At 69.2% G+C, this 23,806-nt stretch carries 23 protein-coding genes and 1 pseudogene; 8 read left to right on the forward strand and 16 right to left on the reverse strand.

Translation table 11 applies throughout. From position 1 onward, the window contains the following. Positions 1 to 16 precede the first annotated feature (16 nt). The 5 genes and pseudogenes from IFS44_RS12315 (at position 17) to IFS44_RS12335 (ending at position 4,447) form a co-directional block, all read left to right on the forward strand. Positions 17 to 943: a cytochrome c oxidase subunit 3 gene (locus tag IFS44_RS12315; protein WP_031441784.1), complete on the forward strand. Its 927-nt coding sequence runs from the start codon at positions 17 to 19 to the stop codon at positions 941 to 943. 257 nt (positions 944 to 1,200) lie between these two features. After that, a pseudogene (locus tag IFS44_RS12320) lies at positions 1,201 to 1,534 on the forward strand (DUF983 domain-containing protein); the annotation flags it as partial. Continuing rightward, positions 1,531 to 2,163: an SURF1 family cytochrome oxidase biogenesis protein gene (locus IFS44_RS12325; RefSeq protein ID WP_342366418.1), complete on the forward strand. Its 633-nt coding sequence runs from the start codon at positions 1,531 to 1,533 to the stop codon at positions 2,161 to 2,163. The pseudogene IFS44_RS12320 and the gene IFS44_RS12325, both read left to right, overlap by 4 nt. A gap of 11 nt (positions 2,164 to 2,174) precedes the next feature. Next, positions 2,175 to 3,575: a threonine synthase gene (thrC, locus tag IFS44_RS12330; RefSeq protein WP_192098621.1), complete on the forward strand. Its 1,401-nt coding sequence runs from the start codon at positions 2,175 to 2,177 to the stop codon at positions 3,573 to 3,575. Further along, entirely contained in the window at positions 3,572 to 4,447 is an 876-nt protein-coding gene (locus tag IFS44_RS12335; protein WP_056017567.1) for a class I SAM-dependent methyltransferase, read from the forward strand. The genes thrC and IFS44_RS12335 overlap by 4 nt, the downstream gene beginning before the upstream one ends. A gap of 109 nt (positions 4,448 to 4,556) precedes the next feature. Here IFS44_RS12335 and IFS44_RS12340 read toward each other — a convergent pair whose 3' ends face one another. From IFS44_RS12340 to IFS44_RS12350, 3 genes are read right to left on the reverse strand one after another with little or no spacing between them, the layout of a single operon-like run. Continuing rightward, the gene (locus IFS44_RS12340; protein WP_192098622.1) at positions 4,557 to 5,198 is read right to left on the reverse strand and encodes a heme exporter protein CcmB; all 642 of its coding nucleotides are present in this window, start codon (positions 5,196 to 5,198) and stop codon (positions 4,557 to 4,559) included. After that, positions 5,198 to 5,782, reverse strand: a complete 585-nt coding sequence (gene ccmA / locus IFS44_RS12345) for a heme ABC exporter ATP-binding protein CcmA (RefSeq protein ID WP_192098682.1) — start codon at positions 5,780 to 5,782, stop codon at positions 5,198 to 5,200. The genes IFS44_RS12340 and ccmA overlap by 1 nt, the downstream gene beginning before the upstream one ends. Continuing rightward, entirely contained in the window at positions 5,779 to 6,201 is a 423-nt protein-coding gene (locus IFS44_RS12350) for a metallopeptidase family protein (protein ID WP_244650221.1), read from the reverse strand. Before IFS44_RS12350 ends, ccmA begins: the two co-directional genes overlap by 4 nt. A 47-nt stretch (positions 6,202 to 6,248) precedes the next feature. Here IFS44_RS12350 and IFS44_RS12355 point away from each other — a divergent pair, with 47 nt between their 5' ends. Beyond that, complete coding sequence (locus IFS44_RS12355; protein ID WP_031394518.1) at positions 6,249 to 6,545, forward strand: 4a-hydroxytetrahydrobiopterin dehydratase; 297 nt, start codon at positions 6,249 to 6,251, stop codon at positions 6,543 to 6,545. Positions 6,546 to 6,682: 137 nt separating this feature from the next. Here the strand turns inward: IFS44_RS12355 and IFS44_RS12360 are convergent, their stop codons facing one another. Continuing rightward, on the reverse strand, positions 6,683 to 7,468 hold the full coding sequence (locus IFS44_RS12360) for an SDR family oxidoreductase (RefSeq protein WP_192098624.1): 786 nt from the start codon (positions 7,466 to 7,468) through the stop codon (positions 6,683 to 6,685). 53 nt (positions 7,469 to 7,521) lie between these two features. Here IFS44_RS12360 and IFS44_RS12365 point away from each other — a divergent pair, with 53 nt between their 5' ends. Together IFS44_RS12365 and IFS44_RS12370 are read left to right on the forward strand one after the other, a co-directional pair. Then, positions 7,522 to 8,283, forward strand: coding sequence for an ABC transporter ATP-binding protein (locus IFS44_RS12365; RefSeq protein ID WP_192098625.1), 762 nt, complete (start codon positions 7,522 to 7,524; stop codon positions 8,281 to 8,283). Continuing rightward, positions 8,280 to 9,821, forward strand: a complete 1,542-nt coding sequence (locus IFS44_RS12370) for an ABC transporter permease/substrate-binding protein (RefSeq protein WP_192098626.1) — start codon at positions 8,280 to 8,282, stop codon at positions 9,819 to 9,821. Before IFS44_RS12365 ends, IFS44_RS12370 begins: the two co-directional genes overlap by 4 nt. Before the next feature lie 43 nt (positions 9,822 to 9,864). Here IFS44_RS12370 and IFS44_RS12375 read toward each other — a convergent pair whose 3' ends face one another. The 12 genes from IFS44_RS12375 to IFS44_RS12425 all read right to left on the reverse strand — a co-directional run bounded on the left by IFS44_RS12375 (position 9,865) and on the right by IFS44_RS12425 (position 23,775). Next, on the reverse strand, positions 9,865 to 12,495 hold the full coding sequence (locus IFS44_RS12375) for a TonB-dependent receptor (RefSeq protein ID WP_192098627.1): 2,631 nt from the start codon (positions 12,493 to 12,495) through the stop codon (positions 9,865 to 9,867). A 65-nt stretch (positions 12,496 to 12,560) separates the two neighbouring features. Further along, positions 12,561 to 14,960: a DUF3772 domain-containing protein gene (locus IFS44_RS12380; protein ID WP_192098628.1), complete on the reverse strand. Its 2,400-nt coding sequence runs from the start codon at positions 14,958 to 14,960 to the stop codon at positions 12,561 to 12,563. A 400-nt stretch (positions 14,961 to 15,360) separates the two neighbouring features. After that, the gene (locus IFS44_RS12385) at positions 15,361 to 17,373 is read right to left on the reverse strand and encodes an acetyl-CoA carboxylase biotin carboxylase subunit (RefSeq protein WP_192098629.1); all 2,013 of its coding nucleotides are present in this window, start codon (positions 17,371 to 17,373) and stop codon (positions 15,361 to 15,363) included. Positions 17,374 to 17,428: 55 nt separating this feature from the next. Then, the gene (locus IFS44_RS12390; protein WP_192098630.1) at positions 17,429 to 17,800 is read right to left on the reverse strand and encodes a lysozyme inhibitor LprI family protein; all 372 of its coding nucleotides are present in this window, start codon (positions 17,798 to 17,800) and stop codon (positions 17,429 to 17,431) included. Then, positions 17,791 to 18,834, reverse strand: a complete 1,044-nt coding sequence (bioB, locus tag IFS44_RS12395; RefSeq protein ID WP_192098631.1) for a biotin synthase BioB — start codon at positions 18,832 to 18,834, stop codon at positions 17,791 to 17,793. The genes IFS44_RS12390 and bioB overlap by 10 nt, the downstream gene beginning before the upstream one ends. A 113-nt stretch (positions 18,835 to 18,947) precedes the next feature. Beyond that, on the reverse strand, positions 18,948 to 21,098 hold the full coding sequence (gene scpA / locus IFS44_RS12400) for a methylmalonyl-CoA mutase (protein ID WP_192098632.1): 2,151 nt from the start codon (positions 21,096 to 21,098) through the stop codon (positions 18,948 to 18,950). Next, on the reverse strand, positions 21,095 to 21,289 hold the full coding sequence (locus tag IFS44_RS21905) for a hypothetical protein (protein WP_206757836.1): 195 nt from the start codon (positions 21,287 to 21,289) through the stop codon (positions 21,095 to 21,097). Before IFS44_RS21905 ends, scpA begins: the two co-directional genes overlap by 4 nt. 130 nt (positions 21,290 to 21,419) lie before the next feature. Beyond that, entirely contained in the window at positions 21,420 to 22,205 is a 786-nt protein-coding gene (locus tag IFS44_RS12405; protein WP_183936157.1) for an enoyl-CoA hydratase-related protein, read from the reverse strand. Positions 22,206 to 22,335: 130 nt separating this feature from the next. Continuing rightward, complete coding sequence (gene mce / locus IFS44_RS12410; RefSeq protein WP_192098633.1) at positions 22,336 to 22,755, reverse strand: methylmalonyl-CoA epimerase; 420 nt, start codon at positions 22,753 to 22,755, stop codon at positions 22,336 to 22,338. After that, positions 22,752 to 23,270 carry a hypothetical protein gene (locus IFS44_RS12415; RefSeq protein ID WP_192098634.1) on the reverse strand — a complete coding sequence of 173 codons (519 nt, stop codon included), beginning with the start codon at positions 23,268 to 23,270 and terminating at the stop codon, positions 22,752 to 22,754. Before IFS44_RS12415 ends, mce begins: the two co-directional genes overlap by 4 nt. Continuing rightward, entirely contained in the window at positions 23,267 to 23,479 is a 213-nt protein-coding gene (locus IFS44_RS12420; RefSeq protein WP_037530777.1) for a hypothetical protein, read from the reverse strand. Before IFS44_RS12420 ends, IFS44_RS12415 begins: the two co-directional genes overlap by 4 nt. Beyond that, positions 23,476 to 23,775: a hypothetical protein gene (locus IFS44_RS12425; RefSeq protein WP_192098635.1), complete on the reverse strand. Its 300-nt coding sequence runs from the start codon at positions 23,773 to 23,775 to the stop codon at positions 23,476 to 23,478. Before IFS44_RS12425 ends, IFS44_RS12420 begins: the two co-directional genes overlap by 4 nt. Positions 23,776 to 23,806: the final 31 nt, after the last annotated feature.

Below are 23,806 nucleotides of genomic sequence, written 5' to 3' on the forward strand. Positions count from 1 at the left end.
AACATAGGGGAGTACCATGGCCGGCGCCAAGAACCACGATTATCACATCCTGCCGCCCAGCGTCTGGCCGCTGGTCGGGTCGATGTCCGCGCTCGTGATGGCGGTCGGCGGCGTCATGTGGATGCATGGCGGCCATGTCGACAAGCCCAATGGCGGCGGCTGGATCTTCTTCATCGGCCTCGCCGGGCTGCTCTTCACCTTCTACAGCTGGTGGGCGCAGGTCATCGCCGAGGCACGCGCGGGCGACCATACCCCCGTCGTCCAGCTCCATTTCCGCTATGGGATGATCCTGTTCATCGCCTCCGAAGTCATGTTCTTCGTGGGCTGGTTCTGGGCGTTCTTCGACTTCTCGCTCTTCCCGACCGCGATGAGCATCGTCGACGGCCAGGTCGAACGCGCCGCCGAAGGTGCGGCTGCGGTCGCCGCACAGTGGCCGCCCAAGGGCCTCACCGTCATCAACCCGTTCGAGCTTCCGCTGCTCAACACGCTGATCCTGCTGACGTCCGGCACCACCGTCACCTGGGCGCACCATGCGCTGATCCACAACCAGCGCGGTGGCGAGAAGACCGGGCTGTGGGGCATGATTGGCGTCGGCAACCGCGACGGCGTGCTCAAGGGCCTGTGGCTGACCGTCATCCTCGGCGCGCTGTTCAGCGCGATCCAGGCCTATGAGTACATGCACGCGCCGTTCCCGTTCAAGGGGATCAACTATGGCGCCGCGTTCTTCATGGCGACCGGGTTCCACGGTTTCCACGTCCTCATCGGCACGATCTTCCTGATCGTCTGCCTCGTCCGCGCCTATAAGGGCGACTTCACCCCGCGACAGCATTTCGGCTTCGAAGCCGCCGCCTGGTACTGGCATTTCGTCGACGTCGTCTGGCTGTTCCTGTTCGTCACCGTCTATGTCTGGGGCGGCTGGGGCGCCCCCGTCCACGGCGGTTGAGCGTCCACGCCTCCATCCCTGCCTACCACCCCGGCGAAGGCCGGGGCCCAGTTGGGAAGGCCGCAGTAACGAAGCGCTGCCCTCAGTCAGCAACGTCTCCCAACTGGGCCCCGGCCTGCGCCGGGGAGGCGACACCTGGCGAACCGCCCGCCCTCCCCAATCTGTTCTCCCGCGAAGGCGGGAGCCCAGCCTGGATCCCCGCCGTCGCGGGGAGCCACACCGGGCAAGGCGACCGCGCATGAGCCCCCCCCCCCCCNCGCGCTCAAGGGCCTGTGCCCGCGCTGCGGCAAGCCCACCCTCTTCGCCAGATGGGTCGAATTCGCCGACCGCTGCTCCAATTGCGGCCTCGACTTCAGCAAGTTCAACGTCGGCGACGGCCCCGCCGCGTTCCTGACGCTGATCCTCGGCGCGATCGTCGTCGCACTCGCGATCACGCTCGAGCTGACGCTGCACCCGCCGCTCTGGGTGCACATGCTGGTCTGGATCCCGTTCACCGCCGTGGGCGTCATCCTGTCGCTCCGCGCCGCCAAGGGTGCGCTCATGTCCGCCGAATATCGCAACGCCGCGCGCGAGGGTCGCAGCCAGCCGTGACGACAACCCGGCGTTTCCCCGTCCTCCCGACGCTGCTCGTAGCCCTCGCGGTCGCGGCGATGATCGCGCTCGGCCTGTGGCAGCTGCTCGACCGCCTCCCCAAAAAGGAAGCGTTCCTCGCCCAGCTCGCCGCCAACCCCGCGCGTCCGCCGATGGCGTTCCCGAGCCTCCCCGACGAGACGCTGCTGTTCCGCCGCGCGACGGGCGTCTGCCTCGAGCCGACCGCGATCCGCCTCGCCGGCGCGGGCAAGGCGGGGTTCCGCGTCATCGCCGACTGCCGCACCGGCGCCGAGGGGCCCGGCATGATCGTCCAGCTCGGCACGACGCGCGATCCGAAGCTCAAGCCGCAATGGCCCGGCGGCGCGGTCTCGGGCTATATCACCCACGCCCCCGACGGCCGCTCGCTGATCGGTTCGCTGTTCGACCCGACCCCGGCGCGGCTGATGCTCGTCGCCGACACGCCGCCCGCCGGCCTCGCCCCCAATGGCAGGCCCGACCTCGACGCGGTCCCGAACAACCATCTCGCCTATGCCGGCCAGTGGTTCTTCTTCGCCGCCATAGCCGCGATCATTTATGTCCTGGCACTGGGCAGGCGCGGCAAGGTTGTGTCGAAAGCTGCGTCCCGCTAACCGGCTTGGCCATGCGTTACATCAGCACCCGCGGCTCGGCCCCCGTCCTCGATTTCGAAGCGGCGACGCTCGCCGGCCTCGCATCCGATGGCGGCCTCTACCTCCCCGAGACATGGCCGACGATGACCCGCGACGAGATCGCCGCGCTCGCCGGCCTCTCCTATGTCGACACCGCGGTCGCCGTCATGGCGCCGTTCGTCGGCGACGCGATGACGCGCGACGAGCTGAAGGCGCTCTGCGACCAGGCCTATGGCCGCTTCTCGCACGCCGCCGTCGTCCCGCTGGTCCAGCTCGACCATGACCAGTGGCTGCTCGAACTCTTCCACGGCCCGACGCTCGCGTTCAAGGACGTCGCGCTCCAGCTGCTCGGCCTCTTCTTCGAACGCTTCCTCGCGGGCACCACCAAGCGCCTGACGATCGTCGGCGCGACCAGCGGCGATACCGGCTCGGCCGCGATCGACGCGGTGGCGGGGCGTGAGGGCATCGACATCTTCATGCTCCACCCCGCGGGCCGCATCTCGGACGTGCAGCGCCGCCAGATGACGACGGTGCTCAGCCCCAATGTCTACAACATCGCGATCGAAGGCAGCTTCGACGACGCGCAGGCGCTCGTGAAGGCGATGTTCAACGACCCCGGCTTCTCCGACCGGTTTGCGCTGTCCGCGGTGAACTCGATCAACTGGGCCCGGCTGATGGCGCAGGTCGTGTACTTCTTCTACGCCGCGGTCCGCCTCGGCGCACCCGACCGCGAGGTCGCCTTCTCCGTGCCCACGGGCAATTTCGGCGACGTCTTCGCCGGCTATGTCGCCGCCCGCATGGGTCTTCCCGTCGCGCGGCTGATCGTCGCGACCAACGTCAACGACATCCTCCACCGCGCGCTCAGCAGCGGCGACTATTCGAAGACCGGCGTCGAACAGACCCCGACTCCGTCGATGGACATTCAGGTCAGCTCGAACTTCGAACGCCTGCTGTTCGACCTCGGCAGCCGCGACGGCAGTGCGCTCGCCGCGCAGATGGCAGGCTTCGAATCCTCGGGCGCGATGCGGCTGACCAACGCGCAGTCGCAGGGGGCGGCGGCGCTGTTCCAGAGCGACCGCGTCGATCTCGACGACATGACGCTCGCGATGCGCTGGGCGCACGAGCATGCCGGCCAGGTGATCGACCCGCACACCGCGATCGGCCTCGCCGCCGCGCTGCGTACCGAGGTGCCGCCCGGCACCCCAGTTGTCACGCTCGCCACCGCGCATCCCGCCAAGTTCCGCGACGCGGTCGAGCGCGCGACCGGCGTCCGGCCTTCGCTCCCCGCGCGTGTCGGCGACCTGTTTCAGCGCGAGGAACGCTACGTCACCTTGCCTGCCACCTTCGACGCGATCACCGCCTATATCGCCGACCGCGCGAAGCCGTCGGCATGAAGACGCTCGACACCCTCATCGGCGAACCCTGGGCCGATTACGGCCTGATCGATTCCGGCCATGGCAAGAAGCTCGAACGCTATGGCCGCTTCCGCTTCATCCGCCCCGAACCACAGGCGATGTGGGCCCCCGCCTCGACCGACTGGAAGGCACAAGGCGAATTCGTCCCCGGCTCGGACGAGGATGGCGGCGGCCGCTGGGAATTCTCGGAGCCCGTCCCCCGCGAGGGCTGGACGCTCAAGTGGAACGAGGTGTCCTACACCGCGCAGACCACCCCCTTCCGCCATCTCGGCTTCTTCCCCGACATGGCGCCGGTGTGGAGCTGGATGCGCGAGCGCGTCGCCGGGCTCGACAGCCCCGAATGCATGAACCTGTTCGGCTATACCGGCGTCGGCACGCTCGCGATGGCGACCAAGGGCGTCCGCATGGTCCATGTCGATGCGTCGAAGAAATCGGTCGAGGCGGCCAAGGCCAATGCGCGGCTGTCGGGCATGGCCGATGCGCCGATCCGCTGGATGACCGACGACGCCGCCAAGTTCGTCGCGCGCGAAGTGCGCCGCGGCCGTCGCTATGACGGCATCCTGCTCGATCCCCCCAAATATGGCCGCGGTCCCGAGGGCGAGGTCTGGCGGCTCGAGGAGGATCTCCCCCGCCTCATCGCCGATTGCCGCAAGCTGCTCGACGAGAATTCGCGCTTCCTGTTCCTGACCGTCTACGCGGTCCGCATGTCCGCGCTCGCGATCGGCGAACTGCTCAACCAGGTCTTCGCCGACCTGCCCGGCAAGGTCGAGGCGGGCGAACTCGGCGTCCGCGAGGAAACCCGCGGCCTCACCCTCCCCACCGCCATCTGGGCCCGCTGGTCCCGCGACTGACGCGGGACCAGCCCCAAGCCGTTCGTGCTGAGCGAAGTCGAAGCACAGCCCCGCCCCAACCCAAACCGTTCGTGCTGAGCGAAGTCGAAGCACCAGCCCCAACCCCCGCCTACTCCATCCCCGCCCGCATCGCCGCCCCCGCGACGAACGGCGCCCCCGCCACCAGCACCAGGCTCACCGCGCCGAGCAGCTTGAACGCCCCCGCCCCGCCGACCGGATCGAGCGCCCCCGCGCCAAAGATCAGCAACGGCACCGCGAGCGGCAGCATCACCAGCCCCGCCACCGCACTCCCGCCGCGCAACCCCGCGACCAGCGCCCCCGTCGCGACCGCAAGCGCGGCGAGCCCCGGCGTCCCGATCGCCAGCCCGATCTCGACCCGCAGCAACGTCGCCCCCGACAGATCGAGCAACCCCGCCGCGATCACCGCCGCCAGCATCAGCGGCGGCGCGAACGCCACCCAGTGCGCGACGATCTTCGCCGCCGCGACCAGCGCCAGCGACACCCCGCGCACCCGCAACTGGTCGAGCACCCCGCTCTCCAGGTCCGGCCCCACCAGCCGCTCGACCGGCAGCAAGGCCGCGAGCAGCGCTGCCGCCCAGATCACCCCGCCCCCGACCCGCGCGAGCACCGCCGCATCGGGCCCGATCGCGAACGGAAACAGCACCGCGACCAGCAGGAAGAACGCGACGACCAACGCCGCCCCGCCCCCCGCATAGCCGCGCCGCACGTCGCGCAAGGTCAGCGCCAGCATCACGCCGTCTCCTCACCCGACAGATGGATCGTCTGCGCCCCCGGAATCGCCAGCGGCAGATGCGTCGCGGCCAGCACGATCCCGCCCCCGCCCCGGTGCCGCGCGATCAGCGCCTCGAGCCGCCCGAGCGACTTCGCATCGAGCCCGTTGCCCGGTTCGTCGAGCAGCCAGATCGGTGCGCCCGACGCGACCACGCGCGCCATCGCCACCCGCCGCCGCTGCCCGGTCGACAGCATCCGCACCGGCACCCCCGCCAGCGCCGCGAGCCCGACCGCGTCGAGCGCCTGCGCCACCGCCGCACTATCCGCGCCGTCGAGCGCCGCCCAGAATGTCAGCCCCTCGCGTACCGTGCGCTCCGCATCCAGCGCCGCCGCCTCGGCGAGCAGCGCGATGCGCCCGATCGCCGTGGCCTCACCCGCGGCGGGCCGCAACAGCCCCGCGGCGATCCGGATCAGACTCGACTTGCCGACGCCGTTGGGCCCCGCGACGACCGCCGCCTCACCCGCCGCCAGCGCGAACGACACGTCGTCGAACAGCCGCCGTCCGCCGCGGTCGCAGGCGACACGGCGAAACGCCAGGCTCACGCCGCGGCGTCTTCCAGCGCATGCATGTCGTCGTCGCTCAGCCCGAAATGATGCCCGATCTCGTGGATCGTGACATGCGCGACCAGATCGTCGAGCCGCACCCCCGTCTCGATCCATTCCTCGAGGATCGCACGCCTGTACAAGGTGATGCGGTCGGGCATCGCGCCCGTATCCATCGACGATTTCTCGCCCAGCGGCCGCCCCTGATACACCCCCGACAGGTCGAACGGATGCTCGATGCCGAGCTCTGCCAGCGTCTCCTCGTCGGCGAATTCCTCGATGGCGAAGACCACGTCGCCCAGATGCACGCGGAATTCGGCGGGCAACCGCGCGATCGTCGCGCGCCCGATCGCCTCGATCGCAGCCGCATCGGGCGCGAGCCCCTGCGTATCACCATGGATTGTCGCTTGCCCGCTCATGGCTCCAGCCATACGCGTTGGCGATCCATAGCTGCAAGGGTACGCGAATGATCGAGGCACTGAACGAGACCGAGCGGGCCGAGGCGCTCGATGGACTCGACGAGTGGGATTATGACGATGGCCGCGACGCGATCACGCGGACGATCGTGTTCGCCGATTTCGTCGAGGCATTCGGCTTCATGACTCAGGTCGCGCTGATCGCGGAGCGCGCCAACCATCATCCCGAATGGAAGAATGTCTGGAACCGCGTCGAGATCCTGCTGACCACCCACGACGCCGGCGGCCTCTCCCCCCGCGACATCGAAATGGCCGAAGCGATCGACGCCATCGTCGGCGACTCCTGACGGTCCTCCCGTCATCCTGACGCCCCCCGTCATCCTGACGAAAGTCAGGATCCAGAGCCACAAACGGCAACGCCCGCAACTCTGGGTCCCGGGTCGAGCCTGGGATGACGGATAGGGCGCGACACCCCGCCGCCCCCCTAGCGCTTCACACTCCGCCGCATCCGCTTGCGCAGCGACCCCGGCATCCAGCGCGCGGCGAACGCCATGCGGTGCGCGGTCTTGCCGACATAGGTGTGGACCGCATTGCCGTGCACCGCCGCCCAGGCCGCGTCGGCGACCGCCTCGACCCCGGTCAGCTCGAGCCCCGCGCCCTTCACCGTCTCGCGGATCGACCGGTTCGATCCCCCCGCGGTCGTGTTCAGCAGCGGCGTGTCGATGAAGCTCGGCACGATCGCGCGCACCTTGATCCCGTCGCCCGCCCATTCGCCGTCGAGCGCCTCGGTGATCGCGCGCACCCCGAACTTGGTCGCCGAATAGGGCGCCAGCCCCGACGAGCCATAGATCGCCGACGCCGACGCGGTGTTGAGCAGGCACGATCCCGGCGTCCGCTTCAGATAGCCATGGCCGATCTTCGCCCCGTTCAGGACGCCGACCAGGTTGACGCCGACCACCCGGTCGATCTCGGCGAACTCGGTCGTCGCGAGCGGCCCGCCTGAGCCGATCCCGGCATTGTTGAACAGCACGTCGAGCCGCCCGCCCGTCACGGCCGTGAACGCATCGAGCGACGCCACCCACGCGTCGCGGTCGCGTACGTCCATGACATAGGTCGACGCCCCCTCGGGCAGCAGCGCCGCGGTCTCGGCCAGCCCCGCGGCGCTGACGTCCGCCAGCCCGATCCGCCAGCCCTTGCGCGCGAACAGCAAAGCGGTCGCGCGGCCGATCCCCGATCCGCCGCCGGTGATGAATATGCTCTGCTGGCTCATGGCCGATCCTCTCCGTTTGATTTTGCGGTATGTTTCCCGCATCCTGCGCCCAGATGCCAGATCAATCTCCAGCGCTCGCTTTCGAACGCGTCACCAGGGCTTACGGCGCGACGATCGCGGTTGATGCGGTCTCTCTCGAGATCGCGGGCGGCAGCTTCGTCGCGCTCGTCGGCACGTCTGGATCGGGCAAGTCGACCCTCCTCAAGACGATCAACCGCCTCGTCGAGCCCAGCGACGGCCGCGTCCTGCTCGACGGCACCGACGTCACGCACGGCCCCGCGCCCGCGCTGCGCCGCCGGGTCGGCTATGTCTTCCAGAATATCGGCCTGTTCCCGCACATGACGATCGCCGAGAACATCGCGATCGGGCTGCGCATCGCCGGCCGCGGCGACGAGGCCGATGTCGGCGCGCTGCTCGATCTCGTCGACCTGCCGCGCGGCATCGCCGGACGCCTGCCCGACGCGCTGTCGGGCGGCCAGCGCCAGCGCGTCGGCATCGCCCGCGCGCTCGCGCCCGGGGCAAAGCTCCTGCTCCTCGACGAGGCGTTCGGCGCACTCGATCCCGTCACCCGCGACGCGCTCGGCACGCGCATCCGCGAGCTGCACGACCGGCTGGGCCTCACCACCATCCTCGTCACGCACGACATGGCGGAGGCCTTGCTGCTCGCCGACCGCGTGCTCGTCATGAAGGCCGGGCGGATCGTCGCCGATGCGACCCCTGCCGCGCTCGTCGCGGGTGAGGGCGGCGACGACGCCCAGGCGCTGGTCCAGGTCCCGCGCGCGCAGGCCGACCGCCTCCGGGCGCTCGTCGCATGAGCGCGTTCCTCGACGCGCTGACCCGCGTGCCGCCGCTGCTCGCCAGCCACGTCCTGCTGTCCGCGGCGGCGCTCCTTCTCGGCATCGCGATCAGCCTGCCGCTCGCCATCTGGTCCGCGCGCAACGCCGCGGTCGCACGCGTTGCGCTGGGCTTTGCCAGCCTCGTCCAGACGGTCCCCAGCCTCGCGCTGCTCGCGCTCTTCTATCCGCTGCTGCTCAGCCTGTCCGCGCTGGTCGGCGGCGGGATCCCCGCCTTGGGCTTCCTCCCCTCGCTGATCGCGCTCACGCTCTATGCGCTGCTGCCGATCCTGCGCAACGCGGTCGCGGGGCTGCAGGGGCTCGATCCCGCGGTGTCGCAGGCCGCCGACGCGGTCGGCATGACGCCCGCGCAGAAGCTCCGCCTCGTCGAGGCCCCGCTCGCCGCCCCCGTCGTCGTCGCCGGTATCCGCACCGCCGCGGTCTGGACGATCGGCGCGGCGACGCTGTCGACCACGGTCGGCCAGCCGAGTCTGGGCGACCTGATCTTCGCCGGGCTCCAGACGCAGAACTGGGCGCTGGTCCTCGCCGGCTGCGTCAGCGCAGCGGCGCTCGCGCTTATCGTCGACGCGCTGATCGGCGGGATCGAACAGGGCATCCGCGCACGCCGCCGCTGGCTGTGGATCGCGAGCGCCGCGCTGCTGGTCGCAGGGACCGCGCTCGCCACCGCGCCGCTCTGGCCCCGCGGCGGCGGCGGCGACCGGACGGTCGTCGTCGGCGCGAAGAACTTCTCCGAGCAATATATCCTCGCCCGGCTGATCGGCGACCGGCTGACGCGCGCCGGCTACACCGTCACCTATCGCGACGGTCTGGGCTCCGCGCTCGTCTTCGGTGCGCTCTCAGGCGGCGATATCGACGTCTATGTCGACTATGCCGGCACGATCTGGGCCAACGAGATGAAGCGCAGCGACGTGCCCGAGCGCACGAAGATTGTCGCCGATATCGGCGCTTGGGCGAAGAGCACGCACGGCGTCGGCCTGGTCGGCACGCTCGGGTTCGAGAACGCCTATGCCTTTGCGATGAAGGCGGACGTGGCGCGCCGCCAGCGTATCGCGAGCCTCGACGATCTGGTGAAGGCCGCGCCCGGCCTGACGCTCGGCAGCGACCTCGAATTCCTCGAACGCCCCGAATGGGCGGCGGTGAAACGCGCCTATCCGCTGCGCTTCGCGCGCACCACGCCGTACAGCCCGACCTTCATGTACCGCGCACTGCAGAGCGGGAAGGCGGACGTCATCTCCGCCTTTTCCTCGGACGGCCGGATCGCCGCGGACAAGCTGACCGTGCTCACCGACCCGCGCCACGCGATCCCGGGCTATGACGCGATCCTGATGGTCGCCCCCGCGCGTGCGAACGACGCGCGCTTCACCGCCGCGCTCCGCCCGCTTATCGGCCGCATCCCGGTCGAGGCGATGCGCACCGCCAACTACCAGGTCGACCGCGACACCGACAAACAGACCCCCGAAGCCGCCGCCCGCTGGCTCGCGAGCAAGATCGGCCTCTAACCTCAAATCCGTCATCCTGACGAAAGTCAGGATGACGCGAGCCTCAGAAAAACAGCTTCCGCACGCTCAACCGCACCGTCCGCCCCAGCGGATCCAGATAATCCGGCTGATAGGTATTCGGCACCGCCCCGCTCGCATCGGTCACCCGCTGCCGCGTGTTGAACACATTGTCGACCGACAGCGTGACGCGCATCCCGCGCAGCCACGGCCGCGCCTTCACCCATTCGAGCCGCTGCCCCAGATCCGCGAACAGCCGCACGTTTGCGGTCGCCAGCCCGCCGAAATTGAGCGTCTCGGGCGCCGCCGCGGTCCCGCCATCGACCCTAGTGCCCGCCGCGTAATTCGCCGACAGCCGCGCGCCCAGACCATTGTTGCTATAGCCCGCCTGCGCCTCGAGGCTGTGCCGCGCCGACCCGCCATTATTGCCGATCGCATCGCCGTCGAGCAGGTTCAGGCTCGGCCCGCCCTCCGCGACCAGCACGCGGTCGGTAAAGCGCCAGGTGTGATACAGCGCGAACTGGACACGCCCGCCGCCCTGCCCGCGCCCGCCGCGCCCGAAGCCGCCGCCCCCGCCGCCCGGACCGCCCGGGCCACCGCCGCCGCGTCCCTCACCCGGCCCGGCGCCTTCGCCCCGCGGTCCTTCACCCCGCCCGCCTTCACCACGCGGCCGCCCGCCGCCGGGCGGCTGCATCCCGGCAAACGGATTGGGCCCCGTCCCCGCGCGAAACGCCTCGAGCTCGCGCTGGATCTTCGACTTCAGCGGCGCGGAGAAATTGATCCCCCAGCGCAGTTCGGACCGTTCGCTCCGCGCGAAATTGATCGGCCGCCGGTCGACCTGCAGCAGCGCCCCCGTCGCGTCGCGGACGAACCGGTCCGGAAACGCCGCCTCGATCGCCGCGGTCGCGGCCGGGAAGGCGGCGATCGGATTGTCGGTCCGGCTGTCGACATAATTGGCGGTCAGCGTCACCTCGCGCCCCGCCCAGGGCTTCACCGTCAGCCCCAGCTTTGTCACGCGGTTATTGTCCGCGCTCAGCCCGGGATTGCCGCCGCTGATCGTGGTGACGGTCGCGGTCGTGCCCTGGACATAATCGAACACGCGGACATTGGGCGTCGTGATCGACGGATTGCCCAGCTGCTGCGCGGTCGGCGCCTGGTCGGTGTCGGTCACCGACGCGATCAGCCGCACCGCCGGGATCGGCGCCCAGTTCGCGCCGTAACCAAGCGTGGTCAGCGTGCCGAAATCCGACAAATGATCCTGCGCCAGGTTGAAGTTCGCCGACAGCGTGCCGAGGAACGGCAGCACGTCCTTCGACCGGCTCGCGATCGGCAGGTCGACATTGACCTGGCCGTTGACCGTGTCGCGCGCCACCTGCCCGCGCTGCGCGAACCCGCCGCGATCCGACCGGCTGTCGAAGTCGGCGGTCTCCGCGCCCAGCTTCAGCGTCGTCGACACGTCGCCCGCAGGCAGCGCGAACAGCCGGCCATTGGCGACCGCGTCGATCCCGCCGATGCTCTGCGTCGCATAGGCGCGGTTGCCCGCCGCCGCGCCGATATCCGCCGCGGTCAGCGCGCCCAGCGGCACCGCGGTCGGATCGCCCGCCGCCAGCCGCGCATTGAACGCGCCCGCATCGACGCCGGTATCGGTGAAGGTCTGCGTATCGCTGCGATCGTAATTGCCCGTCACCGTCCAGCGCCACGTGCCGACATCGCCGTTCAGCGTCGTGCCCAGATGCGCCGCGATCGACGACGCGCGCTGCGCCAGCGGCAGGAAGCCCGGATCGTCGAGCGCACGGTTGATCACGCTGCCGTCCGCCAGCGTCAGCGCGGCCACGGGCAGGCCGTTCAGGCTGCGGCTGTCGGTCGATTCGAGCCGTCCGTTGATCGTCGCGCCGACATTGCCGAAGATGTTGCGCGCATAGACGCTGTTCGCGGTGAAGGTGCTCGTCTGGCCCTGCAGCGTGCGGAACGGCGTCGGATCGACGACCGCGCCGCCCGCTCCCACCGCCCCGCTGCCGTTGCCCCCGGCGATCGGCACGATGTCGCGCTCCGCCTCGGTCAGCGCCGAACTCGTCGTATATTCGGCATGCAGGTTGACCCGCCGGTCGCGCGCGATCGTCAGCAGGTCGAGCTTGGCCTGCGGCGTATTCGTCCCCCCCTCGGTCGGCATCCGGTCGATCGCCTCCGCGGTCACCGCGCGAAAGCGGCGGCGCAGCACGAAGTTCACGACCTTCTGGTCCGCGCGATAGCCATATTTCAGCGCGACCTCCTCGGGCAGGATCTCGACGCGCTGGATCGCCTCGGTCGGGATGTCGCGGATTTCGGAAAAGCTCGAGATGCGCCGCCCGTTGAGCAGCACCACCGGCGCGCCCCCGCTGCCGCGCCCGCTCGTCGTCTGCGGGCTGAGTTCGGCAAGCAGGTCGGACACCGAGCTGACGCCGTAGGAGCGGATGTCCGCCTGGCCGAGCGTCTGGTCGGGCGGAATGTCGCCGACCACCGATCCGGGCAGCTTGCGCGATCCGGTGACGACGATCTCCTCGCCCTCGACGCCATCCTCCGGCTCGGCTGCAGCGCCGTCCGTCTGCGCGCCCTCTGTCGCCGGCACCGGCGCGGGCGCCTGTTGCGCCGCCGCCATCGCCGGCAGGCTCACCGCCAGCATCAAACCCAGTGTACGCATAACCCTGACATCCCATCGACCTGACCCCGGCACCTAGGGGCCAATTGTCGCAGGATTATGCCGCTTCACCGCGCCGCGTCGGTCGGTCCGGCCATGATTCCGGCAGCCCCGGCGGCGGGGGGCGTCCCGATCAGTTCCATCCGCGTGGTCGTCGCGCCGAGGTCGATCCCCGCCTCGCGGAACTGGCGCAACAGCGTGAACAGCAGCGCGCTGCGCACCGGATAGGCATCACGCGGGCTCGCGACATAGGCAAAGCAGTTGAGCTTCGCGCGGCCACCATCGACCGAATCGATGAACACCTTCACCTCGGGATCGTCGAGCACCTCGCTCTGGTCGGCAAAGGCGGTGAACAGCATCGTCCGCACCGCGTCGAGATCGCTCTCGATCGGCACCGAGAATTGCAGCTGGATCCGCCCGATCGGCGCGGCCAGCGTCATGTTCTGGATCGTCTTGGTGATCAGCTCCGAATTGGGGACGATCAGCGTCGATCGGTCGGCGACCTGGATCTCGGTCGACCGCACGTTGATCCGCTTCACATCGCCCTCCTGGTTGCCGATCCGCACCCAGTCGCCGATCTTGACCGGCCGCTCGGCGAGCAGGATCAGCCCCGACACGAAATTCTGCGTGATCGCCTGCAAGCCGAAGCCGATGCCCACCGACAGCGCACCGAGCACCACCGCCAGCTTCTCCATGCCGATCCCGAGCGCGGCGAGCGCCCACAGCACCGCGGCGATGATCCCCGCATAGCGCGCGACCATCGTCACCGAATTCTGCGCGCCCGCATCCATCGCGGTCGTCGGCAGGTAACTGTTGACCAGCCAGTGTTGCAGCCCGCGCATGATCGCCAGCGCAACGAACAGCACCGCGATCGAGCGCAGCACCGCGCCCGGCGAGATCGTGATCTCGCCAACCGTGATCCCGCCCGCAAGCGTCCCGAACAGCTCGAACACCGACGTCACGCCCGCCCCGAACGGCGCCATCACCGCGCCGAACGCCAGCATGATCAGCATCAGCCGCAGCACCGCCGACAGCAGGACGCCGATCTGGTCGACCGTCCGGTTGCCGACCCCGAAGCCGCTGTTCGCGCTGCGGCCGATCCGGTTGCTGCTCGACAGCGCGGCACGGCAGGCGTCGTCGGTGAAGGTCATCATCAGGTACAGCGTCGCGCCGACGATCGCCCCCCACACCATCCACTGCGCAGTCTTCAGCGCGAAATTGACGTATCCGGTCAGCGTGGCGACGAACGCGACCAGCACCGCCAGCCACACGACCAGCGCGACGATCGCGAGCAGGCTGTTGCGGGCGGGCTTCTCGGGATCGGGCTGGGCCGCCGCCCTCAGTCGCCCGAGCGCGACCAGCACGCCGGCGATCAGCGCCAGGTGGAGCAGCGCGATCAGCGCGTTCGCCGCGGTCGACGCCGCCGCACTCGCACCGACCAGCACGTTGGCCGTGATCAGCAGCTGGCCGAAGAACACCAATCCCGCCGCCGCCCAGGTGAAGGGGCGCAGCGTCTGCGCTGCGCTGTCGCCGATCGGCAACAGCCGCCAGCTCGGCTGCGCGCGCAACAGCAACGCGCCGCCCAACGCCGACAGGAAGGCCGCAAAGAACGACAATCCGACAAAACGCGCCGCGATCTGGTCGAACGCGGGCGACAGCAGGGCGGACCAGCGCAGCGACTCGACGAACGCCAGCGCGGCGAATCCGGGCAACATCGTGCCGATCACCACCAGCCACAGCGCATAGGCGGACCGCCGGATCCGCCCTCCCGGCGCATGATCGGTCGCATAGCCGCGCCCCAGCCGGTGGAGCGCACCGCGTACCGGCACGAGCAGCACCAGTGCTGTCAGCAGCCCGGTCAGCGCGATGATCGCCGCCTGCATGTCGAACCGCTGGACGAACTGGCGCACGCCGGTCGCCGCGAACCGGTTCAGCCGCGCGGTGTCGCGCGGCAGGTGATCGACGATCGCGGTCCACAGCGTCGGCGACAGCGGCGACGCGCTGCGCTCGGACAGTTGCTGGCCCAGCTCCTCCGCCTCGGCCGCACCGATATCGTCGATCTGCTGCTTGGCCTCGACCCCGATCAGCCGCGCGCGCTTGATCGCCGAATCGATCGCCGACTGGCTCTGCGCGAGCAGCCGGCGCTGCTGGCGGATCTCGGGCGCCTCGACCACCCCCGGCGTCGCCGCGCCCAGCTCGGTCACCCGCGCCTGGACCAGCGCCATTTCGGGCGTCAGCACCCGCACCGCCTCCGCCGCGGTCGCCTGCACCGCCTCCGCCCGCGTCCGCAACGCCTGCCGCGCCGCATCGTCACGCGCCTCGACCGCCGCATCGTCGACCGCCTGCAACTCCGCCGACGCCCGCGTCAGCCCCGCCGCCACGGTCGCCACCTTCGCCTCGTCCTGCGCGACGGCAGGCACGGCGGACACGAGCAGCAGCAACGCGGCGAAATAGCGCAAAACGATCATCCGCCCGGCTCTACAGCGTCACAGCCAAAAACGGGAGAGCCCGCCGCGATGGCCCGCCCTCCCTACACACCACCCCGGCGAAGGCCGGGGCCCAGTTGGGAAAGCTGAAGTAACGACGCGCAGCATCAGCCCAGCCACGTCCCCCAACTGGACCCGGCCTCCGCCGGGGAGGCGCACAATGCGTGCGGCAATAGCCCCACCCCACCCCACCACAAACCAAACCACCCCGGCGAAGGCCGGGGCCCAGGTGGGAAGGCTCGAGTAACGACGCGCAGCATCAGCCCAGCCACGTCCCCCAACTGGACCCCGGCCTCCGCCGGGGTGGTGAAGCCCATGTTCTCCCGCGCAGGCGGGAGCCCAGTCTGGGTCCCCGCCTTCGCGGGGACACAAGAGCTGAAACCTATTCCAGCTCCAAAATCACCTGATCCACCGCCAGGCTGTCCCCCGCCGCGGCCGACACCGACTTCACCACGCCGGTCTTCTCCGCGCGCAGGATATTCTCCATCTTCATCGCCTCGACCACCGCGAGCGCCTGCCCCGCCTCGACCCGGTCCCCCGCCGCGACATCGAGCCGCACGAGCAGCCCCGGCATCGGGCAGATCAGGAATTTCGACAGATCGGGCGCGACCTTCTCGATCAGGTGCGCGGCATAGGGCGCGACCCGTGCGGGCAGCACGCGCGCGACATGGCTCGCGCCGCGCGTCGTCAGCCTGAACCCCGCGCGCGCCTTCGCGATGCGGATCGTGAGATGCTCGTCGCCCTCGACCATCACCATCCGATCCCCCGGCGTATATTCGAGCGACAGGTCGAGCTCTTCGCCATCGACCGAAATCCCGTCGGTCGACACGCACACGTCGTGATCCGTCCCGCCGATCGTCACCACCCAGTCCGCGGGCGGACGCAGCCGCCGCCCGAGCTGCCCGTCGATCCGCCGCGCGCGGTCGGCTTCTGCCGTCGCGGCAAAGGCGGCGACCGCGGCGAGCGTCGTCAGCAACGCCGCATCCGCAGGCGCGCCGTGGAACCCGTCGGGATATTCCTCGGCGATGAACCCGGTCGTCAGCGCCCCCGACTGGAAGCGCGGATGCTGCATGATCGCCGACAGGAAATCGATGTTGTTCCCCGGCCCCTCGAGCTCGAACGCGTCGAGCGCCGCGATCTGCGCCGCGACCGCCCCGTCGCGCGTCGGCGCCCAGGTGATCAGCTTGGCGATCATCGGGTCATAGAACATGCTGACCTCGCCCCCCTCGCGCACGCCATCGTCGACACGGACGCGGGGTTCTTCTGCTCCCCCTCCCGCAAGCGGGAGGGGAGACGTCTCAGGCGGATTATACCGCACCAGCCGCCCGATGCTCGGCAGGAACCCGCGATACGGATCCTCCGCATAGACCCGGTTCTCGATCGCCCAGCCGTTCAGCTTCACCGCGTCCTGCGCGAACCCCAGCGGTTCGCCCGCCGCCACCCGGATCATCAGCTCGACCAGATCCAGCCCGGTAATCTCCTCGGTCACCGGATGCTCGACCTGGAGCCGCGTGTTCATCTCGAGGAAGTAGAACCCCTCGCCGGTCGTATCCGCGCCCGACACGATCAGCTCGACCGTCCCGGCCGAATAATAGCCGACCGCCCGCGCCAGCGCGACCGCCTGCTCACCCATGGCCTTGCGCATCTTCGGCGTCACGAACGGCGACGGCGCCTCCTCGACGACCTTCTGGTGCCGCCGCTGGATCGAGCATTCGCGCTCGTTGAGATAGACGATGTTGCCATGCTGGTCGCCGATCAGCTGGATCTCGATATGCCGCGGGCTTTCGATGAACTTCTCGATGAACACGCGGTCGTCGCCGAACGACGCCAGCCCCTCGCGCTTGGTCGCCTCGAAGCCCTCGCGGACGTCCTGCTCGCCGTAAGCCAGCCGCATGCCCTTGCCGCCGCCGCCCGCCGACGCCTTCATCATCACCGGATAGCCGATGTCGCCCGCGATCCGCACCGCCTCGTCGGTGTCCGCGATCTCGCCCAGATAGCCCGGCACGACGTTGACGCCCGCCGCCTTGGCGAGCTTCTTCGATTCGATCTTGTCGCCCATCGCCGCGATCGCGGCGGGCGGTGGCCCGACGAACGCGACCCCCGCCTCGGCGCACGCCCGCGCGAAGCTCTCGCGCTCGGACAGGAAGCCGTATCCCGGATGGATACAGTCCGCGCCCGTCTCCTTGGCCGCCAGCAGGATTAGCTCGGCCTTGAGATAGCTCTCCGCCGCGGGCGCTGGCCCCAGCCGCACGCTCTCGTCCGCCATCAGCACGTGCGGGCTGCGCACATCGGCGTCGGAATAGACCGCGACGGTCTTGATCCCCATCGCCTTGGCGGTGCGCATCACGCGGCATGCGATCTCGCCGCGATTGGCAACCAGGATTTTCTTGAACATCTCTCGCCCTAAACTGTGCCGTCTCCCCGGCTTGGCGCCGGGTGCGGACGTGTATTTACTGGTACCAGATCATCGATTTGAGCTGCGCGGTCCGTGCCTTGGTCAGGGCGGTGCGGCAGCCGGCGATCGTCATCGCCTGCGCCGATCCGCCGGCATATTGCCCGCCCTCGATCACGCATTGCGTGTCGCGGAACTTCAGCCACGCGCGCTGGCTTTCGAGCAGCGATCCCGCAAACCCGAAGCCACCGCCACGCGACGTGTCCTGTGCATCGCGCCGCTTCATATAGGCATAGGTCCGCTTCCACTGCGCGGTCATCGCCGCATCCGCCTGCGCATAGCTGCTGCCCGCGGACCGGGTCATCTGCGCCTGCGCCTGCGACTGGGGCTGCATCGGCGCGGCGGCGACCAGGAGTGCGATCAGCAGCATGTCTTGGCCTCGCGCATCGGTTCGGCACCCGTCATCGGCGTCATCCCCAGCTTGGCCAGCAACGCCGCATCCGCGCTGTCGCCGGCATTGCCCGTCGTCAGCAGCGTGTCGCCGGTGAAGATCGAATTCGCCCCCGCCATGAAGCACAGCGCCTGGGTCGCCTCGGACATGCTCTCGCGCCCCGCCGACAGCCGCACCATGCTCAGCGGCATCGTGATCCGCGCGACCGCGACGGTCCGCACGAACTCGATATCGTCGATCTTGGCGAGCGGCGTATCGGCGAGCATGTTGCCCAGCACCGTCCCCTTGACCGGCACCAGCGCATTGACCGGCACGCTCTCGGGATGCCGCGGCAGCGTGGCGAGCGCATGGACGAAGCCGACGCGGTCGCCGCGCGTCTCGCCCATCCCGACGATCCCGCCGCAACACACCGAGATGCCCGCATCGCGCACGTTGGCCAGCGTCTCGAGCCGATCCTCGAACGTCCGCGTGGTGATGACGTTGCCGTAATTCTCCGGCGACGTGTCGATGTTGTGGTTGTAGTAATCGAGCCCCGCATCGGCGAGCTGCCGCGCCTGCTCCGCATCGAGCATCCCGAGCGTCATGCACGTCTCCAGCCCCATCGCGCGGACGCCCTCGACCATCGCCACGACCTTCGGCATGTCGCGGGCTTTAGGGTTGCGCCACGCCGCGCCCATGCAGAAGCGCTGCGATCCCGCCGCCTTGGCGTGCGCCGCGTCGGCGAGCACCGCATCGACGTCCATCAGCTTTTCCGCCTTCAGCTGTGTATCCGCGCTCGCCGACTGCGAACAATAGCCGCAATCCTCGGGGCAGCCGCCGGTCTTGATCGACAGCAATGTGCACAGCCGCACCTCGCTCACCGCGTGATGCGCCCGGTGCACGGTCTGCGCCCGGTACATGAGTGCGTCGAACGGCAGGTCGAACAGCGCCGCGATCTCCGCGCGCGTCCAGTCGGTCCTAACTTCACCCCCCTCCCCTTCAGGGGAGGGGCTGGGGGTGGGGCCCGTCCGCATATCCGACGCAGCGTTCGCGGCGGAACCCCACCCCAACCCCTCCCCTGAAGGGGAGGGGCTCGCAGGTGCCCCATATACGTCACCGGAGGGGCTCGTGCGGATCATCGTATCGGTCATTCTGCGGCTTCCTCTTGCGGGCCCATATTATGGCCGAGGAGCTTCAACACGTCCTCGGCGGCCTGGATCAGGTTGGTGCCGGGTCCGAAGATCGCCTGGACCCCGGCATCACGCAGCGCCTGATAGTCCTGTGCGGGAATAACGCCACCCGCGATCACCTTGATATCCGCGCGTCCCGCCTCGCGCAGGTGGCCGATCAGCTCGGGGATCAGCGTCTTGTGCCCCGCCGCCAGGCTCGACGCGCCGACCACGTCGACGTCCTTGGCCAACGCCAGCGCGGCAACCTCCGCCGGGGTCTGGAACAGCGCGCCCGGCACGATCTCGAACCCCAGATCGCCGAACATCGACGAGACGAGGTTGGCGCCGCGGTCATGCCCGTCCTGCCCCATCTTGGCGACCAGCATCCGGGGCTTGCGTCCCAGCCGCCGCTCGGTCGCTTCGACCCCGTCGGTCAGCCGCGTCCAGCGCGCATCATCCTCGTACGCGCCGCCATAGACGCCCGACACCGGCGTCGGCTGCGTGCCATAGCGCCCGAACACATCCTCCATCGCCGACGAGATCTCGCCCAGCGTCGCCCGCGCCCGCGCACACTCGACCGCCAGCGCCAGCAGGTTCTCGGACCCCTTCGCCCCCTCGCGCAGTGCATCGAGCGCCGCCCGGCACGCCTCCTCGTCCCGCGTCGCCTTCACCCGCGCGATCCGCTCGACCTGGCCTGCGCGCACCGCGACATTGTCCACGTCGAGGATCTCGATCGCGTCCTGTTCGGCCAGCTTGTACTTGTTCACGCCGACGATGACGTCCTCGCCGCGATCGACGCGCGCCTGGCGTCCCGCCGCGGCCTCCTCGATCATCGCCTTGGGCCAGCCCGCCGCGACCGCCTTCGCCATCCCGCCCTCGGCCTGGATCCGCTCGATCAGCGTCCACGCGCCATCGACCAGGCTCTGCGTCAGGCTCTCGACATAGTAACTGCCGCCGAGCGGATCGACGACCTTGGTCATCCCCGTCTCTTCCTGCAGCACGATCTGCGTGTTGCGCGCGATCCGCGCGGAAAAGTCGGTCGGCAGCGCGATCGCCTCGTCGAGCGCGTTGGTGTGGAGCGACTGCGTCCCCCCCAGCATCGCCGCCATCGCCTCGATCGTCGTGCGCATGACGTTGTTGTACGGGTCCTGCTCGGTCAGCGACACGCCCGACGTCTGGCAATGCGTGCGCAGCATCTTCGATCGCTCGTCCTGCGCGCCCAGCTCGGTCATCGCGCGGTGCCACAGCACGCGCGCGGCGCGCAGCTTGGCGATCTCCATGAAGAAGTTCATGCCGATCGCGAAGAAGAACGACAGCCGCCCGGCGAACTTGTCGATGTCGAGCCCGCTCGCGACGCCGTATTTGACGTATTCCATGCCGTCGGCGATCGTGAAGGCGAGCTCGTGGAACTGCGTCGCCCCCGCCTCCTGCATGTGATAGCCGCTGATCGAGATGCTGTTGAACTTGGGCATCTCGCGCGACGTGTAACCGAAGATGTCCGAGATGATCCGCATGCTTGGCTCGGGCGGGTAGATGTACGTGTTGCGGACCATGAACTCCTTGAGAATGTCGTTCTGGATGGTCCCGTCGAGCAGGTGCCGCGGCACGCCCTGCTCCTCGCCCGCGACGATGAAGAAGGCGAGGATCGGGATCACCGCACCGTTCATCGTCATGCTGACCGACATCTTGTCGAGCGGAATCCCGTCGAACAGGATCTTCATGTCCTCGACGCTGTCGATCGCGACGCCGGCCTTGCCGACATCGCCCGTCACGCGCGGATGGTCGCTGTCATAGCCGCGGTGCGTCGCCAGATCGAACGCGACCGAAAGCCCCTTTTGCCCCGCGGCAAGATTCCGCCGGTAGAACGCGTTCGACGCCTCCGCGGTCGAGAACCCCGCATATTGCCGGATCGTCCACGGCCGCCCCGCATACATCGACGCCCGCACCCCGCGCGTGAACGGCGCGAACCCCGGGAGGCCGGGGTCGGCGGTCACGTCCGCCGCGGTATAGAGCGGCTTGACGTCGATCCCCTCCGGGGTCGCCCAGGTCAGGTCGGCGCCCTTCACCTCCTTGGCAGCAGCAGCCTCCCACTCGGCAAGCGTCGGATTTGGTTTGTGCGTATCAGTCATACTTGAAACACCACCCCGGCGAAGGCCGGGGCCCAGTTGGAAAGGTCGAAATTATTGAGCGCAGCACCAGCCAATCCGCCGCTGCCCAACTGGGCCCCGGCCTTCGCCGGGGTGGCGCGATCAATGGGTGCCATGGCCCCGTGAACACCGGCGTGCCCGTCTGAACGGGTGGAACTCGTCGCGCCAGTCATGCCCAAAACACCACCCCGGCGAAGGCCGGGGCCCAGTTGGAAAGGTCGAAATAATTGAGCGCAGCACCAGCCAATCCGCCGCTGCCCAATTGGGCCCCGGCCTCCGCCGGGGTAGTGAAACAAACGGATGTCACGTCCCCGTGAACACCGGCTTGCGCTTCGTCAGGAACGCGATCCCGCCTTCCATCGAATCCGCAGACCCGCGCGCCGCACGCTGGTTGACCGCCTCGGCCTCCATCGCGCCCGCATAATCGCTCGCATAGGCTGCGGTGATCGCGCGCCGCATCAACCCCAATGCCACCGTCGGCATCGCCGCCAGCCGCTCCGCCAGCGCGAACGCCTCCGCGTCGAGCGCATCGTCCGCGACGACCTTGTGCACCATCCCCCAGTCGAGCGCCTTCGCCGCGGGCACCCGCTCGCCCAGCATCATCATCTCGGTCGCGCGTGCGCGCCCGATCAGCCGCGGCAGCATCCACGACGCGCCGCCATCGGGCACCAGCCCGATATTGACGAACGCCTGGAGGAAATACGCGCTCTCGCTCGCGACGCAGAAATCCGCGGCGAGCGCGAGGCTGCACCCGATCCCCGCCGCCGGCCCGCGCACTGCGCTGACCACCGGCACGCCCAGATCGGCGATCGCCGCCATCGCCGGATTATAGCTGCCCGTCAGCGCTTGATAGGTCGCCGCACCCGGATCGTCCGACCCCAGCGCCCCGCCGCCGACATCCGCGCCCGAACAGAACGCCCGCCCCGCACCCGCGATCAACACCGCCCGCGCACCGTCGAGCGAGGCGACCGCCGCGGCGATCTCCTCGAACATCGCCGGCGGCGCCGCATTCAGCCGGTCGGGCCGGTTGAGCGTCAGCACCAGCACGTCGCCACGCCGCTCGCTCAGGATATGCTCATAGGCGGTCATGCCAGTCTCCCCCATCGATTACGCCCCAGTCCGCAAGCCCCACCCCGTCCGTTCGCCGTGAGCGAAGTCGAAGGGCCTGAGTCCCACGCACTCCGACCACGCCCACCACGAACGGACGAAGGATGCAGGCTCAATGATCCTCCCCCGGCGTCTCCATCAATTCGACGAGCATCCCGCCAAAGTCCTTCGGGTGGACGAACACGATCGGCGTGCCATGCGCGCCGATCCGCGGTTCGCCGAGCACCGTCGCCCCCTTGGCCTTCAGCTCCGCGACCGCCACAGCGATATCGGGCACCTCGAAACACACATGATGCTGCCCGCCCGCCGGGTTCTTGCGCAGGAACCCCGCGATCGGCGAGCTGTCGTCATAGGGCTCGATCAGCTCGATCTGCGTGTTGGGCGCATCGATGAAGCATACCTTCACACCCTGCGCGGGCAGGTCGAACGGCTCCCCGATCACCGTCGCACCGAGCAGCACCCGGTACGTCTCGACCGACTTCGCGATCGACGGCGTCGCGACCCCGACATGGTTGAGGCGGCCGAGAGTCATTGCGCATCCTCCGCCGCGGGCGGCGCGGGCGGCGGCGGCGGCACGACGCCGAGCGTATAGCCGCACACCCCCAGCACCTGCCGCACCATCGCATCGCTCGGCGGCGCGACGAAATTGGCCTGCACTGCAAAGCCCGCGCCGTTGGTCGCCTCGACGCGCAGCGTCTTCGATTTCACCAGGAACGTCGTCAGCCGCGTGATCGCCACGGGATCGGTGATGTAGGTCCCCGTCCCCGGAAACTGCCAGTTATAGGTGAAGGCCGGCCCGCCATCGAAGCGCACCGCGACCGGCTTGTCCGCGCCCTGCCCGAGCGACTGCGGCTGGATGAACTGGATCGACACGATCGACTCGGTGCCGACGTCGCACTTCACCACGAACCGCGACAGCCCGTCATTGCCAGTGACCGAGGTGGAGATGCTCCGCACCCCCGCCGCATTGGTCCGGTCGGCGAGCTTCCACGCGGGCGTCGCTGTGCTTGTCGCAGCCGCGGCTTGGAGAAGCAGAAGCGCGATCATTGCTCGATCCTCGGGGTCGGTCGTATCCCGGACCGCATTTCCTCGAACGTTTCCAGGCGGATCAGGCGTCCGTTGATCTGGATGACCGAGTCGACCACGCGTCGCACCTGCCCGTTGGTCGCGGCAAGTTCCTCGTTCAACCGCTCGACCTTGCTGCGGAGCAGGATGACGGACTCGATCGTCCGCATCGCGTCGCCGATCATGCTCATGCGACACGCTCTGCGGACAGCCCGGCCTCGCGCAGCCTGGCGTCGATATCGGCGCGCAGACGCTGCTGCCCCTCGATCGCCGCATCGAGCGCGGCGTGCATCGCCGGGAGCGCCTCGTCGAGTTCGTGGATCAACAGCTTGAAGCGGTCGTCCTCGGTCATGTCGCCCTCCACGACATAGCGCGACGTCGCCTCGCGAACGACATGCCCGACGGACATGCCGTTGCTCGCCGCAAACGCGTCGAGCGCCGCCTTGTGATCGGGGGTGGTCAGAAACGTCACGCGTTCGGTCTGCATGTCACGACTCCTTCGCATGACATGATAATGT

It is taken from the genome of Sphingomonas sp. CFBP 13706, assembly GCF_014842355.1.
In the GTDB taxonomy this organism is placed as follows: domain Bacteria; phylum Pseudomonadota; class Alphaproteobacteria; order Sphingomonadales; family Sphingomonadaceae; genus Sphingomonas; species Sphingomonas aerolata.